This window comes from Sulfuricaulis sp., assembly GCF_049587675.1.
Classification (GTDB): domain Bacteria; phylum Pseudomonadota; class Gammaproteobacteria; order Acidiferrobacterales; family Sulfurifustaceae; genus Sulfuricaulis.
The window spans coordinates 1-25,437 of record NZ_JBAVEJ010000163.1 but is presented as its reverse complement, the minus strand read 5'-3'; the positions used below and the strand labels follow the sequence as shown (position 1 = coordinate 25,437).

The 25,437-nt window shown below is 60.6% G+C and carries 22 protein-coding genes; 6 read left to right on the top strand and 16 right to left on the bottom strand.

Going from position 1 to position 25,437, the window contains the following annotated elements; translation table 11 throughout:
* Positions 1-1,181, bottom strand: a 1,181-nt coding sequence (locus WB402_RS08515; protein WP_424206869.1) for a multifunctional CCA addition/repair protein, incomplete at its 3' end; no start/stop codon positions are given.
* 172 nt (positions 1,182-1,353) lie between these two features.
* Here WB402_RS08515 and WB402_RS08510 point away from each other — a divergent pair.
* Positions 1,354-2,427: an aminopeptidase gene (locus tag WB402_RS08510; protein WP_424206867.1), complete on the top strand. Its 1,074-nt coding sequence runs from the start codon at positions 1,354-1,356 to the stop codon at positions 2,425-2,427.
* A gap of 7 nt (positions 2,428-2,434) precedes the next feature.
* Here the strand turns inward: WB402_RS08510 and WB402_RS08505 are convergent, their stop codons facing one another.
* From WB402_RS08505 to WB402_RS08495, 3 genes are all read right to left on the bottom strand, one after another.
* Positions 2,435-3,349: a complex I NDUFA9 subunit family protein gene (locus WB402_RS08505; RefSeq protein ID WP_424206865.1), complete on the bottom strand. Its 915-nt coding sequence runs from the start codon at positions 3,347-3,349 to the stop codon at positions 2,435-2,437.
* 172 nt (positions 3,350-3,521) lie between these two features.
* The gene (locus WB402_RS08500; RefSeq protein WP_424206864.1) at positions 3,522-4,703 is read right to left on the bottom strand and encodes a diguanylate cyclase domain-containing protein; all 1,182 of its coding nucleotides are present in this window, start codon (positions 4,701-4,703) and stop codon (positions 3,522-3,524) included.
* A 183-nt stretch (positions 4,704-4,886) separates the two neighbouring features.
* Complete coding sequence (locus WB402_RS08495) at positions 4,887-6,839, bottom strand: transglycosylase SLT domain-containing protein (RefSeq protein ID WP_424206862.1); 1,953 nt, start codon at positions 6,837-6,839, stop codon at positions 4,887-4,889.
* A 108-nt stretch (positions 6,840-6,947) separates the two neighbouring features.
* Here WB402_RS08495 and WB402_RS08490 point away from each other — a divergent pair, with 108 nt between their 5' ends.
* The gene (locus WB402_RS08490) at positions 6,948-8,312 is read left to right on the top strand and encodes an NAD-dependent succinate-semialdehyde dehydrogenase (RefSeq protein WP_424206860.1); all 1,365 of its coding nucleotides are present in this window, start codon (positions 6,948-6,950) and stop codon (positions 8,310-8,312) included.
* A 65-nt stretch (positions 8,313-8,377) separates the two neighbouring features.
* Here the strand turns inward: WB402_RS08490 and WB402_RS08485 are convergent, their stop codons facing one another.
* The 9 genes from WB402_RS08485 to WB402_RS08445 all read right to left on the bottom strand — a co-directional run bounded on the left by WB402_RS08485 (position 8,378) and on the right by WB402_RS08445 (position 17,135).
* Positions 8,378-9,013: a porin family protein gene (locus WB402_RS08485; protein WP_424206858.1), complete on the bottom strand. Its 636-nt coding sequence runs from the start codon at positions 9,011-9,013 to the stop codon at positions 8,378-8,380.
* 229 nt (positions 9,014-9,242) lie between these two features.
* A complete protein-coding gene (gene lgt / locus WB402_RS08480) occupies positions 9,243-10,028 on the bottom strand; it encodes a prolipoprotein diacylglyceryl transferase (protein WP_424206856.1) in 786 nt (261 codons plus the stop codon).
* Positions 10,029-10,072: 44 nt separating this feature from the next.
* Entirely contained in the window at positions 10,073-10,981 is a 909-nt protein-coding gene (locus tag WB402_RS08475) for a polysaccharide deacetylase family protein (RefSeq protein WP_424206854.1), read from the bottom strand.
* A 9-nt stretch (positions 10,982-10,990) separates the two neighbouring features.
* Positions 10,991-12,031 carry a bifunctional UDP-4-keto-pentose/UDP-xylose synthase gene (locus WB402_RS08470; RefSeq protein WP_424206852.1) on the bottom strand — a complete coding sequence of 347 codons (1,041 nt, stop codon included), beginning with the start codon at positions 12,029-12,031 and terminating at the stop codon, positions 10,991-10,993.
* A 27-nt stretch (positions 12,032-12,058) separates the two neighbouring features.
* A complete protein-coding gene (locus WB402_RS08465; RefSeq protein WP_424206850.1) occupies positions 12,059-12,997 on the bottom strand; it encodes a formyltransferase in 939 nt (312 codons plus the stop codon).
* Positions 12,990-13,952, bottom strand: coding sequence for a glycosyltransferase (locus WB402_RS08460; RefSeq protein ID WP_424206848.1), 963 nt, complete (start codon positions 13,950-13,952; stop codon positions 12,990-12,992). The genes WB402_RS08465 and WB402_RS08460 overlap by 8 nt, the downstream gene beginning before the upstream one ends.
* 1 nt (position 13,953) lies before the next feature.
* The gene (locus tag WB402_RS08455) at positions 13,954-15,111 is read right to left on the bottom strand and encodes a DegT/DnrJ/EryC1/StrS family aminotransferase (protein ID WP_424206846.1); all 1,158 of its coding nucleotides are present in this window, start codon (positions 15,109-15,111) and stop codon (positions 13,954-13,956) included.
* A 9-nt stretch (positions 15,112-15,120) separates the two neighbouring features.
* Positions 15,121-15,486, bottom strand: a complete 366-nt coding sequence (locus WB402_RS08450; protein WP_424206844.1) for a 4-amino-4-deoxy-L-arabinose transferase — start codon at positions 15,484-15,486, stop codon at positions 15,121-15,123.
* Positions 15,483-17,135, bottom strand: coding sequence for a phospholipid carrier-dependent glycosyltransferase (locus WB402_RS08445; protein WP_424206842.1), 1,653 nt, complete (start codon positions 17,133-17,135; stop codon positions 15,483-15,485). Before WB402_RS08445 ends, WB402_RS08450 begins: the two co-directional genes overlap by 4 nt.
* Before the next feature lie 492 nt (positions 17,136-17,627).
* On the opposite strand from WB402_RS08445, the gene WB402_RS08440 reads away from it, so the two are divergent.
* From WB402_RS08440 to WB402_RS08430, 3 genes are all read left to right on the top strand, one after another.
* Positions 17,628-19,694: a thioredoxin domain-containing protein gene (locus WB402_RS08440; protein ID WP_424206840.1), complete on the top strand. Its 2,067-nt coding sequence runs from the start codon at positions 17,628-17,630 to the stop codon at positions 19,692-19,694.
* 89 nt (positions 19,695-19,783) lie between these two features.
* A complete protein-coding gene (locus tag WB402_RS08435; RefSeq protein WP_424206839.1) occupies positions 19,784-20,173 on the top strand; it encodes a rhodanese-like domain-containing protein in 390 nt (129 codons plus the stop codon).
* Positions 20,174-20,308: 135 nt separating this feature from the next.
* Positions 20,309-20,701: a hypothetical protein gene (locus WB402_RS08430; protein ID WP_424206837.1), complete on the top strand. Its 393-nt coding sequence runs from the start codon at positions 20,309-20,311 to the stop codon at positions 20,699-20,701.
* 9 nt (positions 20,702-20,710) lie between these two features.
* On the opposite strand, the gene WB402_RS08425 is transcribed toward WB402_RS08430, so the two are convergent.
* Positions 20,711-21,283 carry a methyltransferase family protein gene (locus WB402_RS08425; RefSeq protein ID WP_424206835.1) on the bottom strand — a complete coding sequence of 191 codons (573 nt, stop codon included), beginning with the start codon at positions 21,281-21,283 and terminating at the stop codon, positions 20,711-20,713.
* 303 nt (positions 21,284-21,586) lie between these two features.
* Between WB402_RS08425 and WB402_RS08420 the strand changes: the two genes are divergently transcribed.
* Complete coding sequence (locus tag WB402_RS08420) at positions 21,587-23,392, top strand: SulP family inorganic anion transporter (protein WP_424206833.1); 1,806 nt, start codon at positions 21,587-21,589, stop codon at positions 23,390-23,392.
* Between the two features lie 14 nt (positions 23,393-23,406).
* Here WB402_RS08420 and WB402_RS08415 read toward each other — a convergent pair whose 3' ends face one another.
* Together WB402_RS08415 and gcvPB are read right to left on the bottom strand one after the other, a co-directional pair.
* Complete coding sequence (locus tag WB402_RS08415; RefSeq protein WP_424206831.1) at positions 23,407-23,778, bottom strand: diacylglycerol kinase; 372 nt, start codon at positions 23,776-23,778, stop codon at positions 23,407-23,409.
* A 3-nt stretch (positions 23,779-23,781) separates the two neighbouring features.
* Entirely contained in the window at positions 23,782-25,233 is a 1,452-nt protein-coding gene (gene gcvPB, locus WB402_RS08410) for an aminomethyl-transferring glycine dehydrogenase subunit GcvPB (RefSeq protein ID WP_424206829.1), read from the bottom strand.
* Between the last annotated feature and the right edge of the window lie 204 nt (positions 25,234-25,437).

Sequence of the window (25,437 nt, the reverse complement as noted above, 5' to 3'; positions counted from 1 at the left end):
TCGCGGATACGGGCGCCGATGTCCGGGCCCTGGCCGCCACCCGCGGCGATCGCCGCCGTATCCACCGCGCGCGCGGCGGCGAAGACGTTTCGAAAAAGCCCGGCCTGGGGATAGGGCTTTTCCTCGCTGCCAAGACGGCCACGGAAATCGGCCTCGCAGGCGGTAACGAACAGGTCCACCCGCTCCGGCCGGCGGAACGCGTCCATGGCCTCGAGCGTGTCGACCACGGTCGCCGGGCGCAGTTCGGCGATCTTGTGACAGTGCGCGTGAAAACGCGCGGCGATCAACGCCAGATCACGGTGCTCGTTGGGCACGCGAAAACGCTGGCAGAAATTTTTTACCAACTCTACGCCGCGTTCCTCGTGGCCGATATGCTGCGGCCATTCCTCTTTCGGCGTGTTGCCCTTGCCGAGATCGTGCATGAGCGCGGCGAAGCGTACGCGCGTGTCGGGTGAGAGCTTCGCCGCCGCATCCAACACCAGCATGATGTGCACGCCGGCATCCACCTCCGGGTGATGCTTCTCCGGCTGTGGAACGCCAAACAGCGCGTCGATCTCGGGAAACAGCCGCGCCAGCGCGCCGCAGCCACGCAGGACTTCAAAAAAACGCGAGGGTTTGTCTTCCCCGAGCGCGCGATCGAGTTCCGTCCATACGCGCTCCGCTACCAGATGATCGACCTCGCCGGATTCGACCATCTGTTGCATGAGTTTGTTGGTTGAGTGCGCCACGTGGAAACCCCATTTGGCATAGCGCGCGACGAAGCGCGCCACGCGCAGGATGCGCACCGGATCTTCCGCGAATGCCGGCGAGACATGTCGCAGCACGCCGTTGCGCAAGTCCTCGGCGCCGCCGAAAGGATCAACGAGCTTGCCCTGTTCATCCTCCGCCATCGCGTTGATGGTCAGATCGCGCCGCTTGAGATCGTCTTCCAGCGTCACGTCCGTAGCGGCATACACCTTGAAGCCCTTGTAGCCATGGCCCGATTTACGCTCGGTGCGCGCCAAGGCATACTCCTCTTTCGTGACCGGATGCAGAAACACGGGGAAATCCGCACCCACGGGCTTGAAGCCCTGCGCCACCATTTCATCCGGGGTGCCGCCGACGACAACATGATCCCGGTCCTGGACCGGCAGACCCAGGAGCTTGTCGCGCACCGCACCGCCGACGAGATAGATTTTCATATGATTAGACGAACGAGCGACAGCGAATCGGGCGTCATCATATGACCAGACGAACGAGCGTTAGCGAGTAGGGCTTCCATTATCATGACAAGACGAACGAGCATAGCGAGTAGGGCTCCCTTTATCTTGCCATGCTAATGTGTGGATGCCATTTACGCCAAGTAGCGATTGCATGACACTCGTTTTCCGCACCCTCGCCCTGATTCTGCTGATCGCTGTCCTCAGCGGCTGTGCCGGCCCGGCGTATTACGCCCAGGCCATCTCCGGACAGCTGGAGATACTTGCCAAACGCCGGCCGGTGGAGGATGTGCTGAACGACCACGCCACACCGGCACAGACCAGACGCCAGCTCGAGCTGGTACAGCGCCTGCGGGACTTCGCCAGCCGCGAGCTGCTGCTGCCGAACAATCGCAGTTACCGGACCTACGCCGACCTGGAACGACCGTTCGCGGTGTGGAATGTATACGCCGCGCCCGAACTGTCTCTCGAACCGAAACGCTGGTGCTTCCTTGTCGCCGGCTGCGTCCCCTACCGCGGCTACTTCGCGCACGACCAGGCCGAGCAATTCGCCGCGAGTCTGAAACAAAAAGGTTATGACGTTTACGTCGGCGGCGTTCCGGCCTATTCGACACTGGGCTGGTTCGACGATCCGCTGCTGAATACCTTCATTCACAAAGACGAGGCCGAACTCGCCGGGCTGCTGTTCCATGAGTTGGCACATCAAAAAATCTACGTCAGCGGAGACAGTGCTTTCAACGAATCCTTTGCCACGGTGATCGAACTCGAAGGCATCAAACGCTGGTTTCAGCAAGGTGGCAATGCAAAAGAAGCCGAGGCCTACCGGCTGAAAGTCCAGCGGCGCGAGGAATTCAGCGCGCTGGTGCTGAAACACCGCGCCAGACTCAAGGAAATATACGCCTCGGACTCAAGCGATGCGGAAAAACGCGCTGCGAAAGTACGAGTGTTTGAAGAACTGCGAAATGATTACGCAATACTGAAATCAGGCTGGAACGGCTACGCGGCTTTCGACAACTGGTTCAAGCAGGACCTCAACAACGCGCACCTCGCCGCAATAGTTTTATACAACCAGTATGTCGTGGTGTTTCAGACGCTGCTGGCGCAGCATGGTGGTGATTTGGCGACCTTTTACCGCGAAGTGGAACGACTCGCGCAGCTCCCACCTGATGAACGCGCCGTGGTACTTCAAACACGCATGTTAGCAGCGAACCCGCTTAAGCGGGAATGACGCGTGGTTAACGCGGCGCAAGATAGACCGGCGCGATCTGTTCCAAACTCGCTGGCGTGATGCCGAACACCGTGGGGAACCCTTTTTCGCACACGCTGTCCACTTTGAGCGAACGATAATTGTCGAGCGAGAACGGCTTGCCCGGCGCGAATTCCAGCGCCGCAGCTTGCAAATACGACAAGGTATCGTTCAGTCCGATGATGCACACGCGCTTGCCGATGAGCCTGGCGATGTATTTCACGATCTCGCGCAGCGTGTACACTTTCGGGCCGCAGAGGTCGTAGTGCTGCCCGAAGGTCTTGTGGTTGTCGAGTGACTCTACAAACGAACGTACAACGTCTTCGACATATACCGGCTGAAAGCGCGCCTGGGGACAGGCGAGCGGGAACACGCCGGGCGTGAGACGCAGCAGGCCGGCAAAGCGATTCAGAAAGCCATCGCCCGGACCGAAGATGACCGAAGGGCGGAAACTCGTGACGTGAAAATCCGCGCCCTCGGCGCGGTGTACCGCCTCCTCGCCCATGGCCTTGGTGCGCAGGTAATGGATCGGAGCGGCGGGTGAGGCATGCAGTGCGCTCATGTGCAACAGGCGTGTCACGCCCGTCTGCCGGCAGGTATCGACAATTAGCGAAGGCAGCTCAGCATGCGCCCGCGCGAAGCCGCGTCCGTCCCGGCCTTTTTCATTGAGAATGCCGACCAGGTTGATGACGGTGTCGCGGTCCTCGAACTGCTTGCGCAGAAACTCGGGGTCGTAGACATCGCCCTGCACCAGCCGCACCGTCGGCAACACCAGCAGGTCGCGCTGGCGTTCGCGGTGGCGCGTGAGGATGACGATGTCGTGACCGGATTCGGAGAAGCGCGCGGCGAGGTGCTTGCCGACGAAGCCGGTTCCCCCAAGCAGGCAGATTTTGTGCGTGGACATGGATATGGCGTTTGAGTCCGGAAATATCAGCCAAGTTCTACAAGCCCTGACGCACGGGGTCAAGTTCCGTCGATGCCGCGAGGTGATTGGCGTGATAAAAACCGCTGGAGGGAATTCGAGAAACGATCAGGGCAAAGGATTATTGACGCGCACCGGGCGGCGCAACGTCATTTTATTCCTCCGGGCGATAGACGGAATACCCGATGTTGCGGCGCTTGGACGTGTACATGGCCACATCGGCGCTCTTGCACAGGGCGGCGACATCCTCGCCATGCTGCGGATACACGGCGATACCGATGCTGCAGGCGCTCTTGAGCGTGTGGTCTCCAACCTTGAAAGCCGGTTCCAGGACCTTGGTCAATTTCTCGGCGACCTTCACCGCCCCGGCCTCGTTGGTGGAGGGAAGCACGAGGGCGAACTCGTCGCCACCGAGCCGGCCGGCCGTGTCCGATTGCCGCAGGTCGCGCCGCAGACGCAGGGCCACCTGCTTCAACAGGCTATCGCCCACGTCGTGCCCATGCCGATCGTTGACCTCCTTGAACTGATTGAGGTCGATCATCATTAACGCCAGCGGTTTTTTCTCGCGCCGGGCGATCAGGATTCCCTGCTGCAACCGGTCCTCGACCAGTGAACGGTTCGGCAGGTCCGTCAGTATGTCGTGCAGCGCCAGGTGTTCGAGTTCCTTCACCGCGTCGACCAGAGCCGAGGTTCGCTGCGCCACGCGCCGTTCCAGCTCGGTGTTCAGCTCCTGCATGTCGCGCTGGTAGGCTTCGGTTTCCTGCTTGGCCTTGTTCAGCTGGTCGAACAGCGCGGCATTTTCGATGGCAAAACAGACCTGGTTGGCGAAAAGCGAGAGCAGATGGAGATCGCGTTTGGTGAAGTCCCCGCCGCCTATCTTGTTGATCCCGCTCAGGCCGCCGAGAAAACGACGTTTGCCGACGAGGGGCACGAGTATAATGCTGCCCGCTTCCTTCTCCCATTTGTTGCGCTCGGCCTCATCGAGCTCATCCAGCACACCGTGCCACCAGGCGCGTTTGTTCCGCAATACCCATCCACAGACACCGATGTCCGTGGACAACGACTGGCCCACGATCTCGTCAGCGTTCTTCCCGCACCCGGCCTGATAGGTGTACTGAGTACCGCCATCGTCCAATATCGGCAGCAAGACGGTTTCGGCCATGATGAGATTCCGGGCGCGCTCCACTGCCAGCTGAAAAACCTTCTTCAGGTCCAACTCGCTGTTGATCGCGTCGGCGGTTTCCTTGAGCAGCGAAATCTCGATTTCGCGGTCGCGCAACTCGCTTTCAAGAAGAAAGATTTGCTTTTCCAGACTCAAAGGAGCTTCACCCTTCATATTTAAATCCGTTTTAATGAGGCGCTAACTGCCTTCAGAATTAATGTTCCGCATAGCGGTGTGGCATGTCAGTGGGCCACTCTGGAAGTGTAGATCAACCAATTCGGCCAAGGCGGCCGCACCAACAGGATGGCCAGCCGGTTCTCGCGACCGGAACGGGCGGGCTGACCGGGCCGCCGGTGCTCACTTTTCCACGGGATATACGCTCTGCATGCGCTCCTGCAGCCGCGCTGGGCGGCTTCCAAGGCGATGGTCATACACGGTGGTATAGGACATGACGTTTTTCACGTAGTCGCGCGTTTCGCCGAACGGGATGGTTTCCACCCAGATGTCGGCGTCCAGTGTCTTGTCCGGCAGCCATGAGTTCACGCGATTCGGACCGGCGTTATACGAGGCCGTGGCCAGCACCTGGTTGCCGTTGTTGCGGCCGAGCACCTCCTTCAGGTAACTCACGCCGAGGCGCAGGTTGTTCTCGATGTTGAGCAACGCGCGATTGTTGCGGATCGGCATGTTGAGCTTGCGACCCGTGAGCCGGCCGGTGGACGGCATCAGCTGCATCAGACCGAGCGCGCCCGCCTGCGAGCGCGCATCCGCAACGAAGGCCGATTCCTGTCGCACCACGCCGTAAACCCAGCTGGGGTCGATGCCATACTCGGTGGCGTTGGCCTCGATCGTGTCGCGGTACAGCAGCGGGAAGCGCAGCTCGAGATCGTCCTGTTGATCGCTGCGCGCCACCGTGAGGATGGCACGGTCATGCCAGCCCCACTGGCGCGCGATCACTGCGGCCACGGCCAGATCACGGTTGTTCAGACGGCGCGTGGTCCAGTTCCACTGACGGCGCGAATCGGTCACCTGTCCCATCAGATACAGCTCCTGCGCCATCTGGATGCCGGGACGCGCCAGCATCGCGCTCACCTCTTCCGGAGTCGCGTCGGTGCTCACGTGCTGCATGGAGTAGTCCATCCCGGCGCGGTCGGCGGCGAGAAAGCCGTAGTAGCTGCGGTCACGCGCGAGTGTCTCGTAGAGGCGGCGCGCCTCATCCTTGTTGCCCGTGGACTCGAGAATGCGCGCGGTCCAGTAGCGCCATTGGCTGTCTTGCCGCTGCTCCTCGCTCAATCCCGCGATAAAGCGCTTGGCCATTTCCCATTGCCCGGCGCGCAACGCCGTTTTCACTCGCCACAGGTGCAGCGACATGTCTCCCGGATCGGCGGACACCGCCGACAGCCACATCAGCGCCTGCGGCAGCTGGTCCTGCGCCGCGAGTATGCCGATGTAGCGCAGGACATAATTGTCATCCTCGCCGAAGAACTGGTATTTGTGCTTGAGCAAGTCCCACTGCACCATCGCCTCCTCGGGATCGCGGTAAGCAAGGCGCACCACGCCATGTTTGACGATCATGCGCGCCACCGGCGTTTCGACCGGATAGGTGATGTTGTGCAGCTCGCGCACCGGATCGCGGTGCATCGCCTGCCAGCGCCTGACCCACACTCGCTCGGAGGGATCGAGATATTGCGCGAGCTCGCCGGCGAGACGCAGGTTACGCGATTCCATCGCCAGACGGATACGCGCCCAAACCTTGTCGCTGGTCATATGACCGGCTTTATTCCAGGCGGCGAATACCGGCTCGCAGGTCCGGGGCAGTTCCTTGCCGGTGAGCCAGAGTTTTTCCACCTCGGCCATGAGGGCGGCCTGCTCCTCGCTCGTCTTCAGCAGGTGCGAAAGTCGCAGGCATTGCAATTCGGGATCGTCCTCGATGTCCTGGTATTCCTTGAGGAAAGTCTTCCAGTCGCCGCGGTCCGCCAGCACGCGTAGCCATTTCTTGCGGATGGTATCGCTGATCGGCGCCTGGCTGTTTTCCGCGAGAAACCGCCGGAGATCGGCCGTGGGTGTGGAGGCAACACGATTCTTGATGGATTCATATTCGAGATAGCCGCGCAGGATGTAACCGTCCAGGCGCGCGTACAGTGTCTTGAAACGCGCGGTCTGACCGGCCTTCAATGCCTCGATCGCGGCCAGATAATCACGGCGGTTGGCTTCTTCGTCCTGGATCAAATCCTGTGCGAACGTTCCCCGACCCGCGCTCGCCAGCGCGGCCAGCACGGCCAGAAGAAAAAAAATCGAGAGGAATCGCTGCATGCTGTCTTATTATATATAGCCAGTCTGGAATTATTTCGGCGGCATGAATCTACTTGAACATGTGTGGTGAGCTGTCATTAATGCCACTGAACGGCCAAGGATATACCTATGACCATGGAAACTATCAATCCTACCACCGGCGAGCGGTTGAAAACCTTCGATGTATGGAATGAACGGCAAATAGAGGCGGCGCTTTCCGATGCAGCGGCGGCCACCGCTGGCTGGCAGGCGGCCTCGTTTGCCGAGCGCGCGCGACTGTTCCGCAGCGCGGCCGCCGAACTGCGAAATAACGCAGCACATTATGGAGGAATAATCACGCTTGAGATGGGCAAGATCGCCAGGGAGGCGCGCGCCGAAGTTGAGAAATGCGCCTTGGGTTGCGAGTTCTATGCCGAACACGCCGCGACCTTCCTCGTGGACGAAAAAATCGAATCCGACGCAAGCAGCAGTTACGTCGCTTACCTGCCGCTCGGGACCGTGCTCGCGATCATGCCGTGGAACTTCCCGTTCTGGCAGGTGTTCCGCTTTGCCGCGCCAAGCCTCATGGCGGGCAACACGGCGGTGCTGAAACACGCCTCGAACGTTCCGCAATGCGCTCTCGCCATCGATGAGATTTTCCACAAAGCCGGCTTCCCCAAGGGCGTATTCCGCACGCTTATGATTTCTGCCGCGCAGACGGAACAAGTCATCGCCGATCCGCGCATTCACGCGGTGACGCTCACGGGCAGCGACGCGGCCGGGAGAAAGGTGGCGGCGGCCGCCGGGGCAAACCTCAAGAAATCCGTGCTCGAACTCGGCGGCTCGGATGCTTTCATCGTCCTGCCGGATGCCGATCTCGAGCAGGCGGCGTCCGTTGGCGTGGCCTCGCGATTTCTCAACTGTGGACAGAGCTGCATCGCCGCGAAGCGTTTCATCCTGGTTGATTCGATCGCCGAATCCTTTATCGAACTTTTCAAGCACAAGGCCCATGCCCTGCGCCTGGGCGATCCGGCGCGCGAAGATACCGGGCTCGGGCCCATGGCGCGCGCCGACCTGCGCGACCAGCTGCACCAGCAGGTAGCCGATTCCGTGATGACGGGGGCGACGTTCGCGTTGCACGGCGGGCCGGCGGCCGGTTCGGGATTTTTCTACGAGCCGACGATCATCGACCACGTCGGCCCCGGCATGCGCGCCTATGAGGAAGAGCTGTTCGGACCGGTGGCGATCATAATCCGGGCCAGGGACGCGGACGCCGCGATGCGTATCGCCAATGACAACCGCTACGGGCTGGGTGGGAGTCTGTGGACGCGGGATATCAAAAAAGGCGAACGGCTGGCGCGGCACCTACAGTCAGGCGCGAGTTTCGTCAACGGATTGGTGAAAAGCGACCCGCGCCTGCCCTTCGGCGGCATCAAGGCCTCGGGCTACGGACGCGAGCTTTCTGTCCACGGCATACACGAGTTCGTGAATATCAAAACGATGTGGATCAGATAACTCCGGGGCCGCTAAAAAAAGAAGCCGGGCGAACCCGGCTTTGCGATGTGATCGACAACGCCAAACTATTTTTTGGCATCAAACAGGTAAGTGAATCCGACGCTGAGTACATTGGCATACTTGGGGCCAACACTCCCCAGATCATAGCGCTCATATTCAAGACGAGCGCTTAACGTCTTAGAGAAATCGAATTGCGCGCCGAGACCGCCAAAAATCTGTATGTTCGTGGTGGTCTGTGTGGAGCTAACTCCTGCTTCCGTTGTCGTGATTTCGGATCTCGGTCTGTCCAGCCCCAGCTTGATGAGGGCACCGAACTTCGTGCCAATGGGGATAAGCCCTACCAGCGCCGCGGTGAAAGCCGTGGTCTTGCTGTTACCGGTAACGGCTGCACCCGATGTCGTGCCTTCGACGCTGGACTTGCCCAGATATGAATAACCAAACTCTGCAGAAACGTATTTTTCAAACAGCTGCATTCCGACAAAGGCCTTCCACGCGCCGTCATTGCCATCGGTGACGCCGGAAAACGGCTGGGTATCGAAGAAATCGCCGGGGGTCACCTCGTAACTGTTCTTACCCACGCTTGCGCCGCCATACCAGTCGAAGGCATATACCGCCGTGGACAGAGAAGTCGCTGCGAACATCGCGCTGACGGCAATAAAAGCCCTGATGTGGCGTGTCATTGTTTTACGTTTACCACGCATGAATCTCCTCCATTTATGTTTTTTCAATGTTGTAGTCCACCCCTCCCCCCCTCAAACAACGGGCGAGCCAAGTAAAATACCGGACGTACAATAATCCCCGCGTTCAACCAGGTCAATAATATCCGTCCGCCATCCGGCCCTGCGCTAGCTGATTGATAACGGGGCGGTTTCGCAATCGGATTTATCTATAAAGCTGAACCGGACCCGCTTCAGAAGCATTAAGACATGCTCAACCCCGGGCGGGTTGCTTGTACGCCCACCATAGCAACCCGATGCCGAGCAGAATCATCGGCAGGCTCAATATTTGTCCCATGGTCACCCAGCCGAAGGCGAGATAGCCAAGCTGAGCATCCGGCTCGCGTACAAGCTCCACTGTAAATCGGAACACCCCGTAGCAGAACAGAAACAGCCCTGAGATAGCAGCCTCCGGTCGCGGCTTGCGCGCATAAACCCAGAGAACAAGGAACAGCACCACCCCTTCGAGGGTGAATTCGTAAAGTTGCGAAGGGTGACGCGGCAACGGTCCGGCGTTGGGAAATATCATCCCCCAGGGCACGTCGGTGACGCGGCCCCAGAGTTCATGATTGACGAAATTGCCGAGACGGCCGGCGCCCAGGCCCAACGGAGTCAGCAGCGCGACAAAATCGGCCACGACAAAAAACGGGCGATGGGTTCGACGCGCATACAGCCACATGGCGATGATGACACCGAGCAGACCGCCGTGGAACGACATGCCGCCGGTCCAGATGAAAAAAATCTCGATCGGATGCGCGAGGTAATAACCGAAGTTATAGAAAAGCACATAACCGATGCGGCCGCCGAGGATGACGCCGAGCGCCCCATAAAAAAGAAAATCGGCAATTTCCTGCGGGTGCCAGCCGGAACCGGGACGCTTCGCGCGATAAATGCCGAGCCACCACGCGCCGAGGAATCCGACGAGATACATGAGTCCGTACCAGTGGACCTTGAGCGGGCCGAGATGGATGGCAACCGGATCGATGTCAGGAGCGAGCATGGGGCGGAATTATGAATGAGACCGGTCGCCAGCGCTACGCGGGCTCAGGCGGCCTTTTGCACCGCGAGCGTCCCGGAACGGCCGTCCACTTCGCCTTGAATCAACTCACTGACCGGAATGCGATCACGTTCGCGCAGATGCTCGCGCGCCAAGTCGTCCAGGCGGACGAAACGAACATTCTGTTTTTGCGCCTGCGCCAGCAATGCGCTGAACAGATCGATCTTGATCATGCCTTCAATCTCAGCGTGTGTGGTCAGTGCGTTGAGTTGGCCCGGACGCAGCCATGACAGGTACTGTTCGACCAGGCGCTCCTCGGGATGTTCCGGGCGTCCGAGCAATTCATCGAGCGTCGGCAAGGTCGTCGGAATCTGCAAAGTCTTGAACACGCTACCGTTCGCGCGTGGAAAAAAGGCGTGCGTGCCGCGCGTATCGCTGGCGTACAGCAGGCCGGCATCGTCATAGGCCGCCAGGCTCAGGGCGTTCGCCTGCCAGCCGGCGGCGCCGGCGGTTTGCGCGGGCTCTCCGTAGATGCGCTCGAACTCGCGGCGTGCCTTGTCGAACTCGGCATAAACCTCGGCGCGAGACATGTGCGCCAGACCGTCCTGCCAGCGGATGTGATCGTAACAATGGATCCCGGCTTCGTGGCCGCGGTCGCGCGCGGCGCGCAGGATCGTTTCGTTGCGCCGGCCGATGTGCGGGCCGGGCCACAGCACGCCGTTCAGCAGGGTGCGAAGCCCGTAGATGCTGACGATACTGGTGCGCGCCACTTTCTGGAAAAAGCCTGGCCGGAAGATGCGCCGGATGGCACGGCCGGTGTTGTCGGGACCGAGAGAAAAGAGAAATGTCGCCTTGATGCCGAATTCGTCGAAAAGATCCAGAAGCCGCGGCACGCCGACACGCGTGCCGCGATCAGTATCGACATCGACCTTGATCGCGAGGCACGTCTCCGGCATGGCCGCCGTTCAGGCTTCCAGTTCCTGCGAGGGCCGGCCGAGATGGTAATCGAGCGTCTTGCGCAGCGCCGTCTTGAAGTCGGTCACGGGCTTCCAGCCCAGGTATTTCTCGGCATTACGGATCGACGGCACGCGCGTCAGAATGTCCTGATAACCCTTGCCGTAATAATCGCCCGAGTTCACCGAGACGAGGCGGGTCTTCTCCGCCAGCGGGGCATACTTAGGATAGGTCTTCACGAGCGCGAGCACGGTCTCGGCCAGCTCACGCACCGACATGTCGTTCTTCGGGTTGCCGATGTTGAAGATGCGCCCGTCGGCGCAGCCGTCCTTGTTTTCGATGATACGCATGAGCGCGTCCACGCCGTCGTCGATGTAAGTAAAGCTGCGCCGCTGCGCGCCACCGTCGACGAGCTGGATGTCTTTGCCGCGCAGGATGTTGCCGATGAACTGCGTGAGCACGCGCGAGCTGCCTTCCTTGGGCTCGAGGATGTTGTCGAGCTTGGGGCCGATCCAGTTGAATGGCCGGAACAGGGTGTATTTGAAGCCTTGCTGCTGACCGTAGGCGGCGATCACGCGGTCGAGCAGCTGCTTGCTGCACGAATAAATCCAGCGCGGTTTGTTGATCGGCCCGAGCACGAGGTTCGAAGCCTCCTCGTCGAACTCGGAGTCCGCGCTCATGCCATACACCTCGGAGGTTGAGGGAAACAGCACGCGCTTTTTATAGCGCACGCACTGACGCACCACCGCCAGGTTGGCCTCGAAGTCGAGCTCGAACACGCGCAGCGGATCGAGCACGTAGGTCGCGGGCGTGGCGATGGCAACGAGCGGCAGCACCACGTCGCATTTCTTGACGTGGTACTCGATCCACTCCTTGTTGATGGTGATATCGCCCTCGACGTAGTGGAAACGGTCGTGGCCGAGGCACTGGTCAAGCTTGTCCCGGCCCATGTCCATGCCGTAGACCTCCCAGTCGGTGTCGCGCAGAATGCGCTCGGTCAGGCTGTTGCCGATGAAACCGTTGACACCGAGGATCAAGACTTTAAGGCTCATGCTGACTCCGTTCGAAAGATGCGTATGTTAAACCGATGCCGTCTGCGATGTCGCTTCGCCCAGAACTTGATCGAGCCGCAGGCCATGCATGCCGCCCTCCTGTTCCGGGCCGCCGCGCCACTGCCATTTCGTTATTTCCAGGGAACCGTTCCCCGCCGCCACTCGCAACGGTGCGATCGAAACCACTTGGCCCGGCCGGCCGACGCCATCCGGACGCGGTTCAGCCCACCAAATAAAGAACCGGCGGCCATCCACATCCGTGAAAGCCCCGGGATAGGGATGGGTCAGCGCGCGAATGAGGTTGAAGATTTGCCGGTTTTCGGCGTGCCAGTCGATGTGTCCGTCATCCGGTTTGCGCCCGCCGAAGTAGGTCGCCTGCGATTCGTCCTGCGGCCGGCGCGGCGCGTGACCCTGTTTGATCGCATCCAGACTGCGTTCCAAGACCCGACGCGCGGCCGCTGTCACTTTAATAAAAACATCCTGCGCCGTGTCGCGCGGGCCGATGGGCACCACCTCCTGGTCCACGATATCGCCGGCATCGGGGCGCTTGACCATATGGTGCAGCGTCGCGCCGGTCCCGATTTCGCCGTTCAGCACTGCCCAGTTTATCGGTACCCGCCCGCGATACTTCGGCAACAGCGAACCGTGCAGGTTGAACGCGCCGAGGCGCGGAATGTCCAGGATCTCCTGGCAAATCATGTTGCGGTAATAGAACGAAAAAATGATATCCGGCTTCATCTCGCGCAGCTGCGCAATCCATTCCGGCGAGTTCACGGAATCGGGCGTGTGCACCGGGATGCCGTGCCGGCGCGCGAGCTGCGCCACCGACCTGAACCAGATTTTCTCCTCGGGATTGTCGAGATGCGTGAACACGGCGAGCACGCGGCTGCCGCGGGAAATCAGCGCATCGAGGCATTCGACACCAACGTCGTGGTAGCCGAATACGACGATACCGGGCTCAGTCACCTTTGCCCGCCTTCTGGGTTTCAAGTTGCTCGTAGATATCGCGAATCATGAAGCGCGGGCGGCGGCGGACTTCCTGGTAGATGCGACCGATGTACTCCCCGATGACGCCGAGCCCCATGATGCCGACGCCGACCAGGAAGTACAGGATCGCGAACAAGGTAAACAGGCCTTCGGCTTCCGGACCGATGATCAGCCGGCGGATAAACAGGAATATCACGAACAACAGGCTGCCGGCGGCGATGAGAATCCCGAAGAATGTGAATACCTGCAGCGGCACGACGGAAAAACCCGTCATGAGATCGAAGTTGAGACGAATCAGGTCGTAGAGCCGGTACTTCGAGGTCCCGGCCGCACGCGCGGCGTGCTCGACTTCAACCTCCATGGGATTGGCGGCGTAACTCATGGCCAAGGCCGGAATAAAGGTCGAAGTTTCGCCGCTGGCGGTGATGTGTTCGACAATATTGCGGCGGTAGGCACGCAGCATGCAACCCTGATCGCGCATGCGGATGCGCGTGGTGCGCTCGCGCACCGCGTTGAGCAGACGCGACGCCTTGCGGCGGAACCAGGAATCCTGCCGCTCCTTGCGGTAGCCGCCGACGACGTCATGTCCGTTCTCGATCTCCGCCAGCAGCTTGGGTATTTCCTCCGGCGGATTCTGCAGGTCGGCGTCGAGCGTCACGATCACCTCGCCGCGCGCGCGCTCGAACGCCGCCATGATCGCCATGTGCTGGCCGAAATTGCCGTTGAAGTCGATGACGCGCACCTGCTTCGGCCGTTGTGTGTGAAAATCCTTGAGCAGCACCAGCGAGTTGTCGCGGCTGCCGTCGTTGGTGAAGAGGATTTCGTACGGCTTGCCGACCTTGTCGAGCACCGCGGCCAGGCGCAAGAACAGCGCTGGCAGGTTTTCCTGCTCGTTGTATACCGGAATCACGACGCTCACATAAGGCTTGGTCACGTCACTTCCTTCCGAACAAATCGGCCATGGCGGCGATCGCCCGGTCCTGGTCGGCGTCGCTCAGGCCGGGGAACAACGGCAGGCTCACGATACGGTCGCCGATGCTTTCGGCATTCGGAAAATCGCCGGGTTTGAAACCGTAATGTTCGCGATAATAAGGATACAGATGCACCGCGCGGTAATGCAGCCCGGTGCCGATGTTACGCTCCTTCATGCCCTGCATGAAGGCGTCGCGGTCCATGCCCGCGGCCGCGGGATTGATCAACGGCGCGTATAGGTGCCAGGCATGGCGATGCGCGAATTCCGGCGTGCCGGGCCGGGTCCATTGCGGCCAGTCGGCGAAAATTTTCTGATACCGCAGCGCGAGTTCCGTGCGGCGTTTAATGAAACCGTCGAGCGCCGGCAACTGGTGCAGCCCAAGCGCGGCCTGGATGTCCATCATGTTGTACTTGAGTCCCGGCGTAATGATCTCGTAGTGCTGTGAACCGCTCTTGCCGAATCGGTTCCAAGCCTCGCGGTCCATACCGTGAAAGCGCAGCAGCGCGATTTTTTCGGCCAGCTTGTCGTTGCGCGTCACCACGCAACCGCCCTCGCCCGTGGTCATGTTCTTATTGGGGTGAAAGCTGAATACTTGGGTGTCGCCGAAGGCGCCAATGCGCTTTCCTTTATATTCCGTACCGATGGCGTGCGCCGCGTCCTCGATCACGCGCAAGCCGTGCTTGTCCGCCAGTTCGTACAGCGGATCGAGGTCCACCGGCAGCCCGCCGAAATGCACCGGCATGATTGCGCGCGTGCGTTTCGTGATCGCCCGGGCGAGCTTCGATACATCCATGTTGTAGGTATCGAGCTCCACGTCTACCAGCACCGGCTTGCCCCCCGCGAGCACGATGGTGTTGAGCGTGGCGGCAAAGGTCATCGGCGTGGTGATTACTTCGTCGCCAGGCTTGAGTTCCAGCGCGAGCAGCGCCAGGTGTAATCCTGCGGTGGCGGAAGACAGGGCGAGCGCGTGAGGTGCATTGAAGTAGCGCTTGAGTTCTTCCTCGAATTTCTTGACCCGCGGGCCGGTGGTGATCCAGCCGGATTGCAGGCAGGCCACCACTTCATTGATGGCCTCGCGGCTGATCGAAGGCCGCGAAAATGGCAGAAATTCATCCGTCATGGCGGCATCCTAGCTGCGGGTGACCAGATACACCCCGGCGATAATGATGAGTATGCCGGTGATGCGCGTCAGCGAAAGATTTTCCTGGAACAGATAGTAACCGGCCACGGCGTTGACAATGTAACCCACGGACAGCATCGGGTAGGCGAAACCCACCTCCACGCGCGACAGCACCAGCAACCATACCGCCACGCTCAGCACGTAGGCGAACAGGCCGGCGAGCACGAACGGGTTGGCCGCCACCTGCAGGCCGATGGGAACGAAATTCGCCCAGGCGAACTCGAAATAGCCGACGCGGCGCATGCCTGCCTTGAGCAACAGTTGCGCGCCGGCGTTGAGCAGCACACCCAGCAGAATCAGCGGGAGATAGTTCATGGTAGCCCCATCCTGTTGGTCACCAGCACAGTCGATCCGGTCTGCGCGAGCAGGTAAAACTGACCGCGCCCTTCAGCCCGCAGTTTGTCATAGTTGCCCTGCCCGGTCAGCAGGTAGGCCCGGTGCGGCCCATTCCAGCGACGCCGGAAGGAGGCCTCGTCGATCATCCAGCCGCTCACGTCCTCGGCCTCGATGCCAAACCGCAGTTCCCCTTTCCAGTCGACGACGGTAATGCGCCGCTCGAGATACACCGGCAGGTCCTGGTAATACTCCTGGTAGGTCATGACCTCGTCGCCCGGCTGCAGCCGCGGCTTCAGGATCAGTGCCAGCTCCTTGACCGAACGCTTGTGATCCAGAAACACGAATCCGCGGTCGGCCACCGCCAGAAACACCGCCGCAGTCAGCGCCAGTGCCACGACGGTCCAGAGCGGGCGCCGCAGGAAACCGACGCCAAACGGCACCAGGGCCGTGGCCAGCAGACTTCCCAGAATCACCCAGGCATAGCCGCCGAACACACTGGCGTACTCGGCCACGCGCGGACGGTCGGGGGTGGTCTCCGGGACAAACACCAGCACCAGAGCGAGCATGAATCCGAGCGCGAGCAAGGCCCAGGTTCCGGCGCGCAGACTCGCGGATGACGGTGCCTCCCAGTGCTGCACCAGATAACGCGCCGTCAGCAGCGCCAGCGGCGGCAGGATCGGAAGAATGTAGGGAACCAGCTTGGAATCCGAAAACGAGAAGAAAGCAAACACCAGCCCCGCCCACAGCAGCAGAAACAGACCTTCGCGGTTTTCGTGACGCGCGCGCCACGAAACCGGCCAGCTCTTCACCACGGCCTGCGTCAGATAGGCAGTCCACGGATAGAAACCCGCGAGCAGTATCGGTATGAAAAACCAGGCGGGTTGGAAGCGGCCGTGTATCTTGGTCAGGTAGCGCTGGAAATGCTCATGGATGAAATAGAACTGCGCGAATTCCGGATTGGCAAGCGCCGCCGCGATATGCCACGGCGCGGCGATGAGCAGAAACAATGCCAGCCCGGACGGAAGATAAATCGACTTGAGCAGCCGCCACTCGTTCAGGATCAGGATCCACGCCCCGATCACTAGCGCCGGGATCACCATGCCGATGAGCCCCTTGGTCAGGGTGGCGAGCGCGGCGCAAGCGTAGAAAGTCCAGAAATAATTCCGGCGCGCGCGGCCGGGCGGTTCGCGCGTGCCGAGCAGGAACGCAAACAGCGCCACCGCAAGCAGCGCCGATACCGCCATGTCGAGCGTGACGGCGCGCCCGAGAAAATAATGGAGCGGCGCGGTCGCAAGCACCACGGCCGCGATCAAACCGGTGCGCCGGTCGTAAAGCTTGCGCCCCGCGACATACACCGCGAGACAACCGACGAGGGCGAACGTCGCCGGCCACAGGCGCATGGCCCATTCTCTGATCCCGAAAACCTTGATCGCACCGGCCTGCAGCCAGTAGAACAGCACCGGTTTCTCGAAATACTTCACGCCGTTCAATCGCGGCGTGACGTAATCGCCCGTGACCGTCATCTCGCGCGGAATCTCGACGTAACGCCCCTCGTCCGGCTGCCACAACGCGCGGCTCCCGAGCCCCCACCCGAAAAACACAGTGAGCAGCAGCGTCAGCAAAAGCATGTCGCGCCACCACGTCCGGTCTTCCGGAGCAGGAACGGGTGATGTGAGAGGTTGAGAAACGAACATTTCGGGTGACGGTTCCGTGTGCCGGAGCGAATAATTGTTCCTTGCGCGATGGCGGATTATTCCAGAAATCCCCGGCGGAACCGAGCAAAAGCAGCCGCCGGCTCCCGTGGCGCAGGGCGACTCCCTTCCGAGGCGAAGCTTTTTCGAAGGGAGTACGCCGGGCTGCCACAGTGAACGGCGTTCTTTGAGTCGCCCCGGCTGCCACCGCCGAAAGAGCTTGCGCCTCGGGCGGTGGCAGCCCCTTCGGAGACGGCGGCAGTTAGCGCCCATGGAAACATAAGTTCATATGACAAGACGAGCGAAGCAGGGCTACATTTTCTGCGGCTACCTGCGCCCATTGCCGAAAGAGCATTCGCCTCGGGCACTGGGCGCTACCATCGCGCGAGGCAAGCCGATATAGTTGACCATATTTGTCGGGATATAAACATGGGTCATTCAGCACACACCAACCGTCTCATCCACGAAACCAGTCCTTACCTTCAGCAGCACGCGCACAACCCGGTGGACTGGTATCCGTGGGGCGCGGAAGCGTTGGAAAAGGCGCGCCGCGAGGACAAGCCGATTCTGGTGTCGATCGGCTACTCGGCTTGTCACTGGTGCCACGTGATGGAACACGAGTCGTTCGAGGATGAAGACGTCGCGCGCGTGATGAATGAGCTGTTCGTGTGCATCAAGGTCGACCGCGAGGAGCGTCCCGATCTCGACAAGATTTATCAGACCTCGCACCAGGTCCTGGCGCAACGCCCCGGTGGCTGGCCGCTTAACATGTTTCTCACACCAACTGATCAAATGCCGTTCTTCGGCGGGACGTATTTTCCCAAAACACCCAAATACGGCATGCCCGGATTCACCGAGTTGCTGCGCCACGTGGCCCAGGTCTATTCCCAGAAGCGCGATGCCATCCGCGAACAGAACGACTCGCTGCGAGACATTTTCACGCGTCTACAACCACCGGGTCCGGCGCCGGGTGTGCATCCCGGGCGGGAGGTGCTCGACCAGGCACATACCGAATTGCAGCGCCAGTTCGACGCGCGCTGGGGCGGATTCGGCGGCGCGCCGAAATTCCCTCATCCCACCTCGATCGATCTGTGTCTGCACCGCTGGCAGCAGAGTGTCCGCCATGGCTCGGAAGATCAGCAAGCGCTAAGTATGGCGCGCGACACGCTCATGGCCATGGCCCACGGCGGTCTCTACGACCAGGTCGGTGGCGGCTTCTGCCGCTACTCGGTGGACGAACGCTGGGAAATTCCGCACTTCGAAAAGATGCTGTACGACAACGCCCAACTGCTGGCGCTCTACGCCGATGCCTGGCTCGCGACCGGCGACGCGCTGTTCCGGCGCATCGCCATCGAAACGGCGGAATGGGTGATGCGTGAAATGCAGTCACCCGATGGCGGATATTACTCGGCGCTCGATGCCGATTCCGAGGGCCACGAGGGAAAATTCTATGTCTGGACCGCGGAGGAGATCCGCCGGCTGCTGACAGCCGATGAATGGGAAACCGTGGAGCGTCGCTTCGGATTGAAGGGCGCGCCCAATTTCGAAGGCCACTGGCATCTCAATGTGCGCGCCGATTACGCAACCCTGGCTCTCGAACGCCAGTGCACGGAATCCGATGTCGCGACGTTGCTGGAATCAGCGTGCCGCAAACTTTATATGGAGCGCGAAAAGCGTGTACATCCTGGACGGGATGAAAAAATCCTGACATCGTGGAACGGACTCATGATCAAGGGCATGGCGCGCGCCGGGCGGGTGCTGGGCCGGCCCGATTTCATCGCCTCGGCGGCGCGCGCGCTGGATTTCATCCACGCGCAGCTGTGGCGCGACAACCGGCTGCTCGCCACGCACAAGGATGGCAAATCGCACCTGAATGCCTACCTCGACGACCACGTGTTCCTGATGGAAGGAGCGCTTGAATTGCTGCAGGCACAATGGCGCACACCGGATCTCGATTTCACTCGCGTTTTGGCCGACACTGTGCTCGAACATTTCGAGGACGAAAGCCACGGCGGCTTTTATTTCACCGGCGACGATCACGAAAAGCTGGTTTACCGTCCCAAGCCTGCGGCGGACGAGGCCATCCCCTCCGGCAACGGCGTAGCGGCGCTCGTGTTCCTGCGCCTCGGCCACCTGCTTGGCGACCTCAATTACCTGCACGCGGCTGAGCGCACACTGGAGGCGCTATACACTGGCATCCGCCAACAACCTTCCGTCCACGGGGCACTGCTGGTGGCGCTGGAGGAACAACTCGATCCGCCCCAGACAGTGGTGCTGCGCGGAACGCCCGAGACGATGCGGCCCTGGCAGGCACTGGCCGGCCGCGACTACCGTCCGCACCGGCTGGCATTCGCGATTCCGGACGGTGCGAAGAATCTCCCCGGCGTGCTCACCGAACGCAAGGCCATGGACGGAATCACCGCCTACGTCTGCGCGGGCCACGCATGTCAGACGCCAGTCACGAACCTGGCGGACTTCGAATCGTCCTTGAGCTAGCCGGGGGTTGCCGGGCTTCTCCGGCCATGGCATACGCATTATGCTGTCCCGGTTGCAAAAATTCAGTTCACGCTAAGCGAGGCGGGTTCATGGCAAAAATGCTGGCGGATTTCGTGCGCGAGGCGCGCGCCCGCATTCACACGATCAGCATCGAAGAATTCGATGAGATGATCGAGAACCATGATGACGTGCTGGTCGTGGATGTGCGCGAAGCCGAGGAGTTTCACCGCGGACATATTCCGGGCGCGCTATCGGTTCCGCGCGGAATCCTCGAAAGCGCCGCAGACACAAGCTGCCCATTGCACGTGGACAAACTGTGCGCGGCGCGCGATTCAACGATCATCGTCTGCAGCCAGAACAATGCGCGCAGCGCACTCGCGACCGACACCTTGCAGCAGATGGGTTTTCAAAAGGTCTATGTTCTCGTCGATGGAATTAGCCGCTGGGAAGCACAAGGTTTGGCGCTGGCCAGGGACTGAGGCCAGGCGCGCATTTTGTCAGCTACCTAATTCAGCAGGTAAATGCAACGGTTTTGTCGTGGTGCGAAAGTTCGTGGCATGGAATATGCAGAATTTCCTTGCAAGTAAATCAAGAACTGCCAGGAAACCACTCCCTTGCCCGACTCCAACATTCAGCCGCCACGCGTCTCCGCACTGGCCATCGAGCCCGCGGCTTCGCCTGCGCCCGCTGGAATCCTTTCGGGCTTGGGTCGTCTGTTCACGGCCGCGCGGAAACTCCACGAACGCGAGAAATCCCGCATCCGAGATGAGATCGCACAGGTACCGGGGCTGATGGCGCTGCTGATGAAGCCGCGTAATGGACAGAAATGGTCCCAGGCCGATCGCGCCGAGCTGCGCGCCCAACTGCGCCGACTGTCACGACTGGGACTGTATCTGATGACCGCGGCTATTCCCGGCACCAGCCTGACACTGCCGCTGCTGGCGTGGTGGCTGGACCGGCGTCAGCGCCGGCGTGACGGCGATCCGCCCGGCAGCATGACATCCTGATTCCGCGTCTCAGCGGAAATACACGACGTAACTGTACAGCACTGCGTAAAACAGCAGCATGGCCAGAAGATTCCAGTGGCCGTTGTTGCGGAACAATACCTGCCAACTGAAAAACCGCACCGCCGGATCGGTCAGTTTGTCGAACGCGGGCAGAAAGCGGTTCACACGCGCGCCATAATCGCGGTAGGGCTGGCCCAAAATTTCCGTCAGGCGCCGCTCCTCGCGCTGCACGCGGTTGACCATGTAAAAATAGTAGAGGACGACATAGGCAATGGTGAGATAGACATTGCCGAGCAACAGCATTAGGCCCAGGATAAGAAAGAACCGGCCGAGGTACATCGGATTACGTACCAGCACATAGGGCCCGCGTGCCGTGAGCTGCTCGTTCTTCACTAACGAAGCGAACGACCAGAGCTGGATCGCCTCGCCGAAAAGCGACACCAGAAATCCGCCCGGCAGTCGCGAGACATCGGTGTAACGCGCAAGCACCACGAGAAACACCAGGAACAAAACGTAACGCAGCCGGAGAAACAGCTTGCGCGCGAATGGGTGATTGAAAACACGATGAATGGCATCAAACATGGTCTGGTCTTATTTATTGATCCGGCACATATGTAATTGAAACGAAGGTTACGTAGGCAAATAGCTCTCCGAGGTTATCGTGGTGCCGGATCAATAAATGAACTCCTTAAAGATTGTCTGTTATTGCGGCGGCAATCGGGGTCGCGCCACGGAAGGCATCATGCCGGCCGCAATGACGGCCGCGATTATACGGGGACTCCCGCGCCATTCCTAACCGGGCGGAGCGTGAAAGTTAGAAAATACCCGGGGAAAACAATATAATCGGCCCCTGACCTCCCCGGCTGACAATGTGACCCATTTTTCATGAACGATTATATAGCGCCACAGTGCAATTTATTCTGGGCGCGGTTCTTTCCGTTTCTGCGCTGGTGGCCACTGCTTAACCGGCAAATACTCAAGACCGATCTGATGGCCGGCCTCACCGGGGCTGTGATCGTGCTGCCGCAAGGCGTGGCCTTCGCCCTGATCGCCGGATTACCACCGGTATACGGCCTGTATTCCGCCATGGTCCCGCCGATCATCGCCGGCCTGTTCGGATCCTCGCGTCACCTGATCTCCGGTCCGACCACGGCCATTTCCATCGTGGTCTTCGCCACGGTTTCCAAGTTTGCCGAACCGGGCAGCGCCCAGTACATCAGCATGGCGCTGATGCTGACCTTTCTCGCCGGTGTCTACCAGTTCGTGCTGGGTCTGGCGCGCATGGGGGCGCTGGTCAACTTTGTCTCGCATTCGGTCGTCGTCGGCTTTACCGCCGGCGCCGCGATTCTGATTGCGACCAGCCAGCTGAAGCATTTCCTCGGCATCAAGATACCGGCGGGCGAATCGTTCCTGCATACCTGGCAGGATATTTACCGCCAACTGCACGAGATCAATCCCTACGTCACGGCCATCGCCGCGATCACGCTGATCGCGGGTGTGCTGTTCATACGCTTCAAACCGCGCTGGCCCGGAATGCTGATCGCCATGATTTTTGGCAGCCTGCTCGCGGCACTGCTCTCCTATGAAACCAAAGACATCCAGCTTGTCGGCAAGCTACCGGCGCACCTTCCGCCGTTTTCCGTGCCCGATTTCTCGCTCAAATCCATCAAGACGCTGGGCAGCGGCGCGCTCGCCATCGCCATGCTCGGACTCGTCGAGGCCGTCTCAATCGCCAAATCGGTCGCGCTCAAGTCCCACCAGCGCATCGACGGCAACCAGGAGTTCATCGGCCAGGGCCTGGCCAATGTCATTGGCAGCTTTTTTTCGAGCTACGCCTCGTCCGGTTCCTTCACCCGCAGCGGCATCAACTACACGGCCGGCGCGGTCACCCCCATGGCCGCGATTTTTGCCGCTATTGCCCTGGCGTTGATTCTGCTGATCGTGGCGCCGCTCGCGGCGCACCTGCCGATCGCGGCGATGGCCGGGATCCTGCTGATCGTGGCGTATCGGCTCATCGATTTTCATCACATCTCCAACATCCTGCGCACCAGCAAGCGCGAAACGGCGGTGTTGTTGACCACGTTCTTCGCCACGCTTTTCGTGGAACTCGAGTTCGCGATATACGTCGGCGTGATGCTGTCGCTGGTGATATACCTGATGCGCACCTCGCGCCCCGGCATCGTCACGCGCACGCCCGACCCGCACTCCCCGGGACGGCACCTGGTCACCGATCCGAAGCTGCCCGAGTGCCCGCAGCTCAAGATCGTGCGCGTGGACGGTTCGCTGTTCTTCGGCGCGGTGGATCACGTTCAGGGCGAGTTTCAGCGATACCTGGAAGAGGACCCGGGGCAGAAACACCTGTTGATCATCGGCAACGGCATCAACTTCGTCGACATCGCCGGCGCCGAGATGCTGGTCCAGGAAGCCAATCGCCGTCGTTATCTGGGCGGCGGCTTGTACCTGAGCAAGATAAAGGCAGAGGCCTGCAAAATTCTAAAGCGCGGTGGATTTGTCGACAAACTGGGCGACGAACATATCTTCGTCACCAAGGCGGATGCCATTCAGACCATTTTCAATCGACTCGATCGCTCCATCTGCGAGCGTTGCGACAAGCGGATTTTCCTTGAGTGCCAGAGTATCGAGTACAAGGGGGAAAAACCGCTGGTGGCCGATAAAACGGCGGCGGCGTAAACAGCATCAGATCATCAGCCAAAGCGGTCGAAAAGCACCAACACCCAAACCAGCGCCACGAGCAGCAACGAGAGAAACACCGCCGCCGAAGCGATGTCTTTGGCCCGGCCGGAGAGTTCATGCGGTTCATTCCCGATGCGGTTCACCGCCGCCTCAATCGCCGAATTCAGCAACTCGACAACCAGCACCAGCACCAGGCTGCCGACCAGCAGCGAGCGCTCCACGCCATCTCGGCCCAGCCACAGGCCGAGCGGAGCGAGTAAAACAAACAACGTCATTTCCTGGCGGAATGCCGCTTCATTCGCGAGCGCGGTCTTGAGGCCGGAGACGGAATAACTGGCCGCGCGCCACACGCGCCGCAGGTCGAACAATCCATTCGGTGCCATCGGCTAGCCGGCCGGCTTCCAGGTGAGATCAAGTTCGCGCGCGGCACGCACGTCGTCGAGGCGCTTCACGGGCAAGGTATGCGGGGCGCCCTTGACGACCTCGGGACTGGAACGCGCTTCCTTCACGATTTCCTCCAGCGCGGCGATGAAACGGTCGAGCTCCTCTTTGGCCTCGGTCTCGGTCGGCTCGATCAGATGACACTCCGGCACGAGCAGCGGGAAATAAGTCGTCGGCGCATGGAAGCCCTTGTCGAGCAGACGCTTGGCGACGTCCATCGCGTTCACGCCGGTCTCGTCCTTGAGTTTCTTGAAGGTAAGAACGAATTCATGGGTCGCGCGACGTTTCGGAAACGCCATGTCGAAACCGCGTTTCGCCAGCTCGGCCATGATGTAGTTGGCATTGAGCGTGGAGAACTCGGCCACACGGTGCATGCCCTCGCGCCCCAGCAGCCGCGCGTACACGTAGGCACGCAGCAGCACGCCGGCGTTGCCCATGTTGGCGGACAATCTTCCGATCGTCTGCGAACGGGTTTTTTCCGTTTCCCAGAGATATTTATTCTGCACTTTGCCCACGATCGGCACCGGCAGGAACGGCTCCAGCCGCGCATTCGCCGCCACCGGGCCCGCTCCCGGACCGCCGCCGCCGTGGGGCGTGGAGAAAGTCTTGTGCAGGTTCATGTGGATCACGTCGAAACCCATGTCGCCCGGCTTCACCCAGCCGAGAATGGCGTTGAGATTGGCGCCGTCGTAGTACAACAAGCCGCCGGCCTCGTGCACGATTTTGGCGATCTCGGTGATCTTGCGTTCGAACACACCGAGCGTGGAGGGATTCGTCAGCATCAGCCCCGCGGTCTGCGGCCCCACCGCTGCTTTCAACGCCTCGATTTCCACGTCGCCGTTGGCATCGGTCGGAACCTCGCGCACGGTGTAACCGCACATCACCGCCGTGGCCGGGTTGGTGCCGTGCGCGGCATCCGGAACAAGAATCTCGGTGCGGGCTTTGTCGCCACGCGATTCATGATAAGCGCGGATCATGGCCACCCCGGCGAACTCGCCCTGCGCGCCCGCGAGCGGCGTGAGTGATACCGCCTTCATCCCTGTCACGTCCTTCAGCATTTCCTGCAATTCATACATGCAGGCGAGAAATCCCTGGCCGGTGGATTCCGGCGCGTACGGATGGCGCCCGAGCAGATTCGGCAGCATGGCGAGCTTGTTGCACGCCCGCGGGTTGTACTTCATGGTGCAGGAACCGAGCGGATAGAAATGCGTGTCGATCGAGAAGTTCAGCTGCGACAGCCGCGTGTAATGCCGCACCGCCTGCATTTCGGAGACTTCCGGCAGCAGCGGACGTTTTTTCCGGCGGAGTTTATCCGGAATGTCTTTCACCTCCGCTTTCGCGAGCGGGGCTTGCGATGGATTGCGGCGGTTGGTTTGTGACTGTTCGAATATCAGCATGACATTAACTCGATCAATTTAATTAACTAGTTCGTCGAGCCCGCTTCGCGGGCGTTTAAAAGCTACTTGCGGGTGGCTCCGCCCCTGCACCCTGGGTGACTTTCTCTTGCTTGTCCAAGAGAAAGTCACCAAAGAGAAGGACGCCCGGTCGCTTCGCCGGACTTCGTCCGGTTCCCTGTTCGCACCCGGGGCGCGCCAACATGG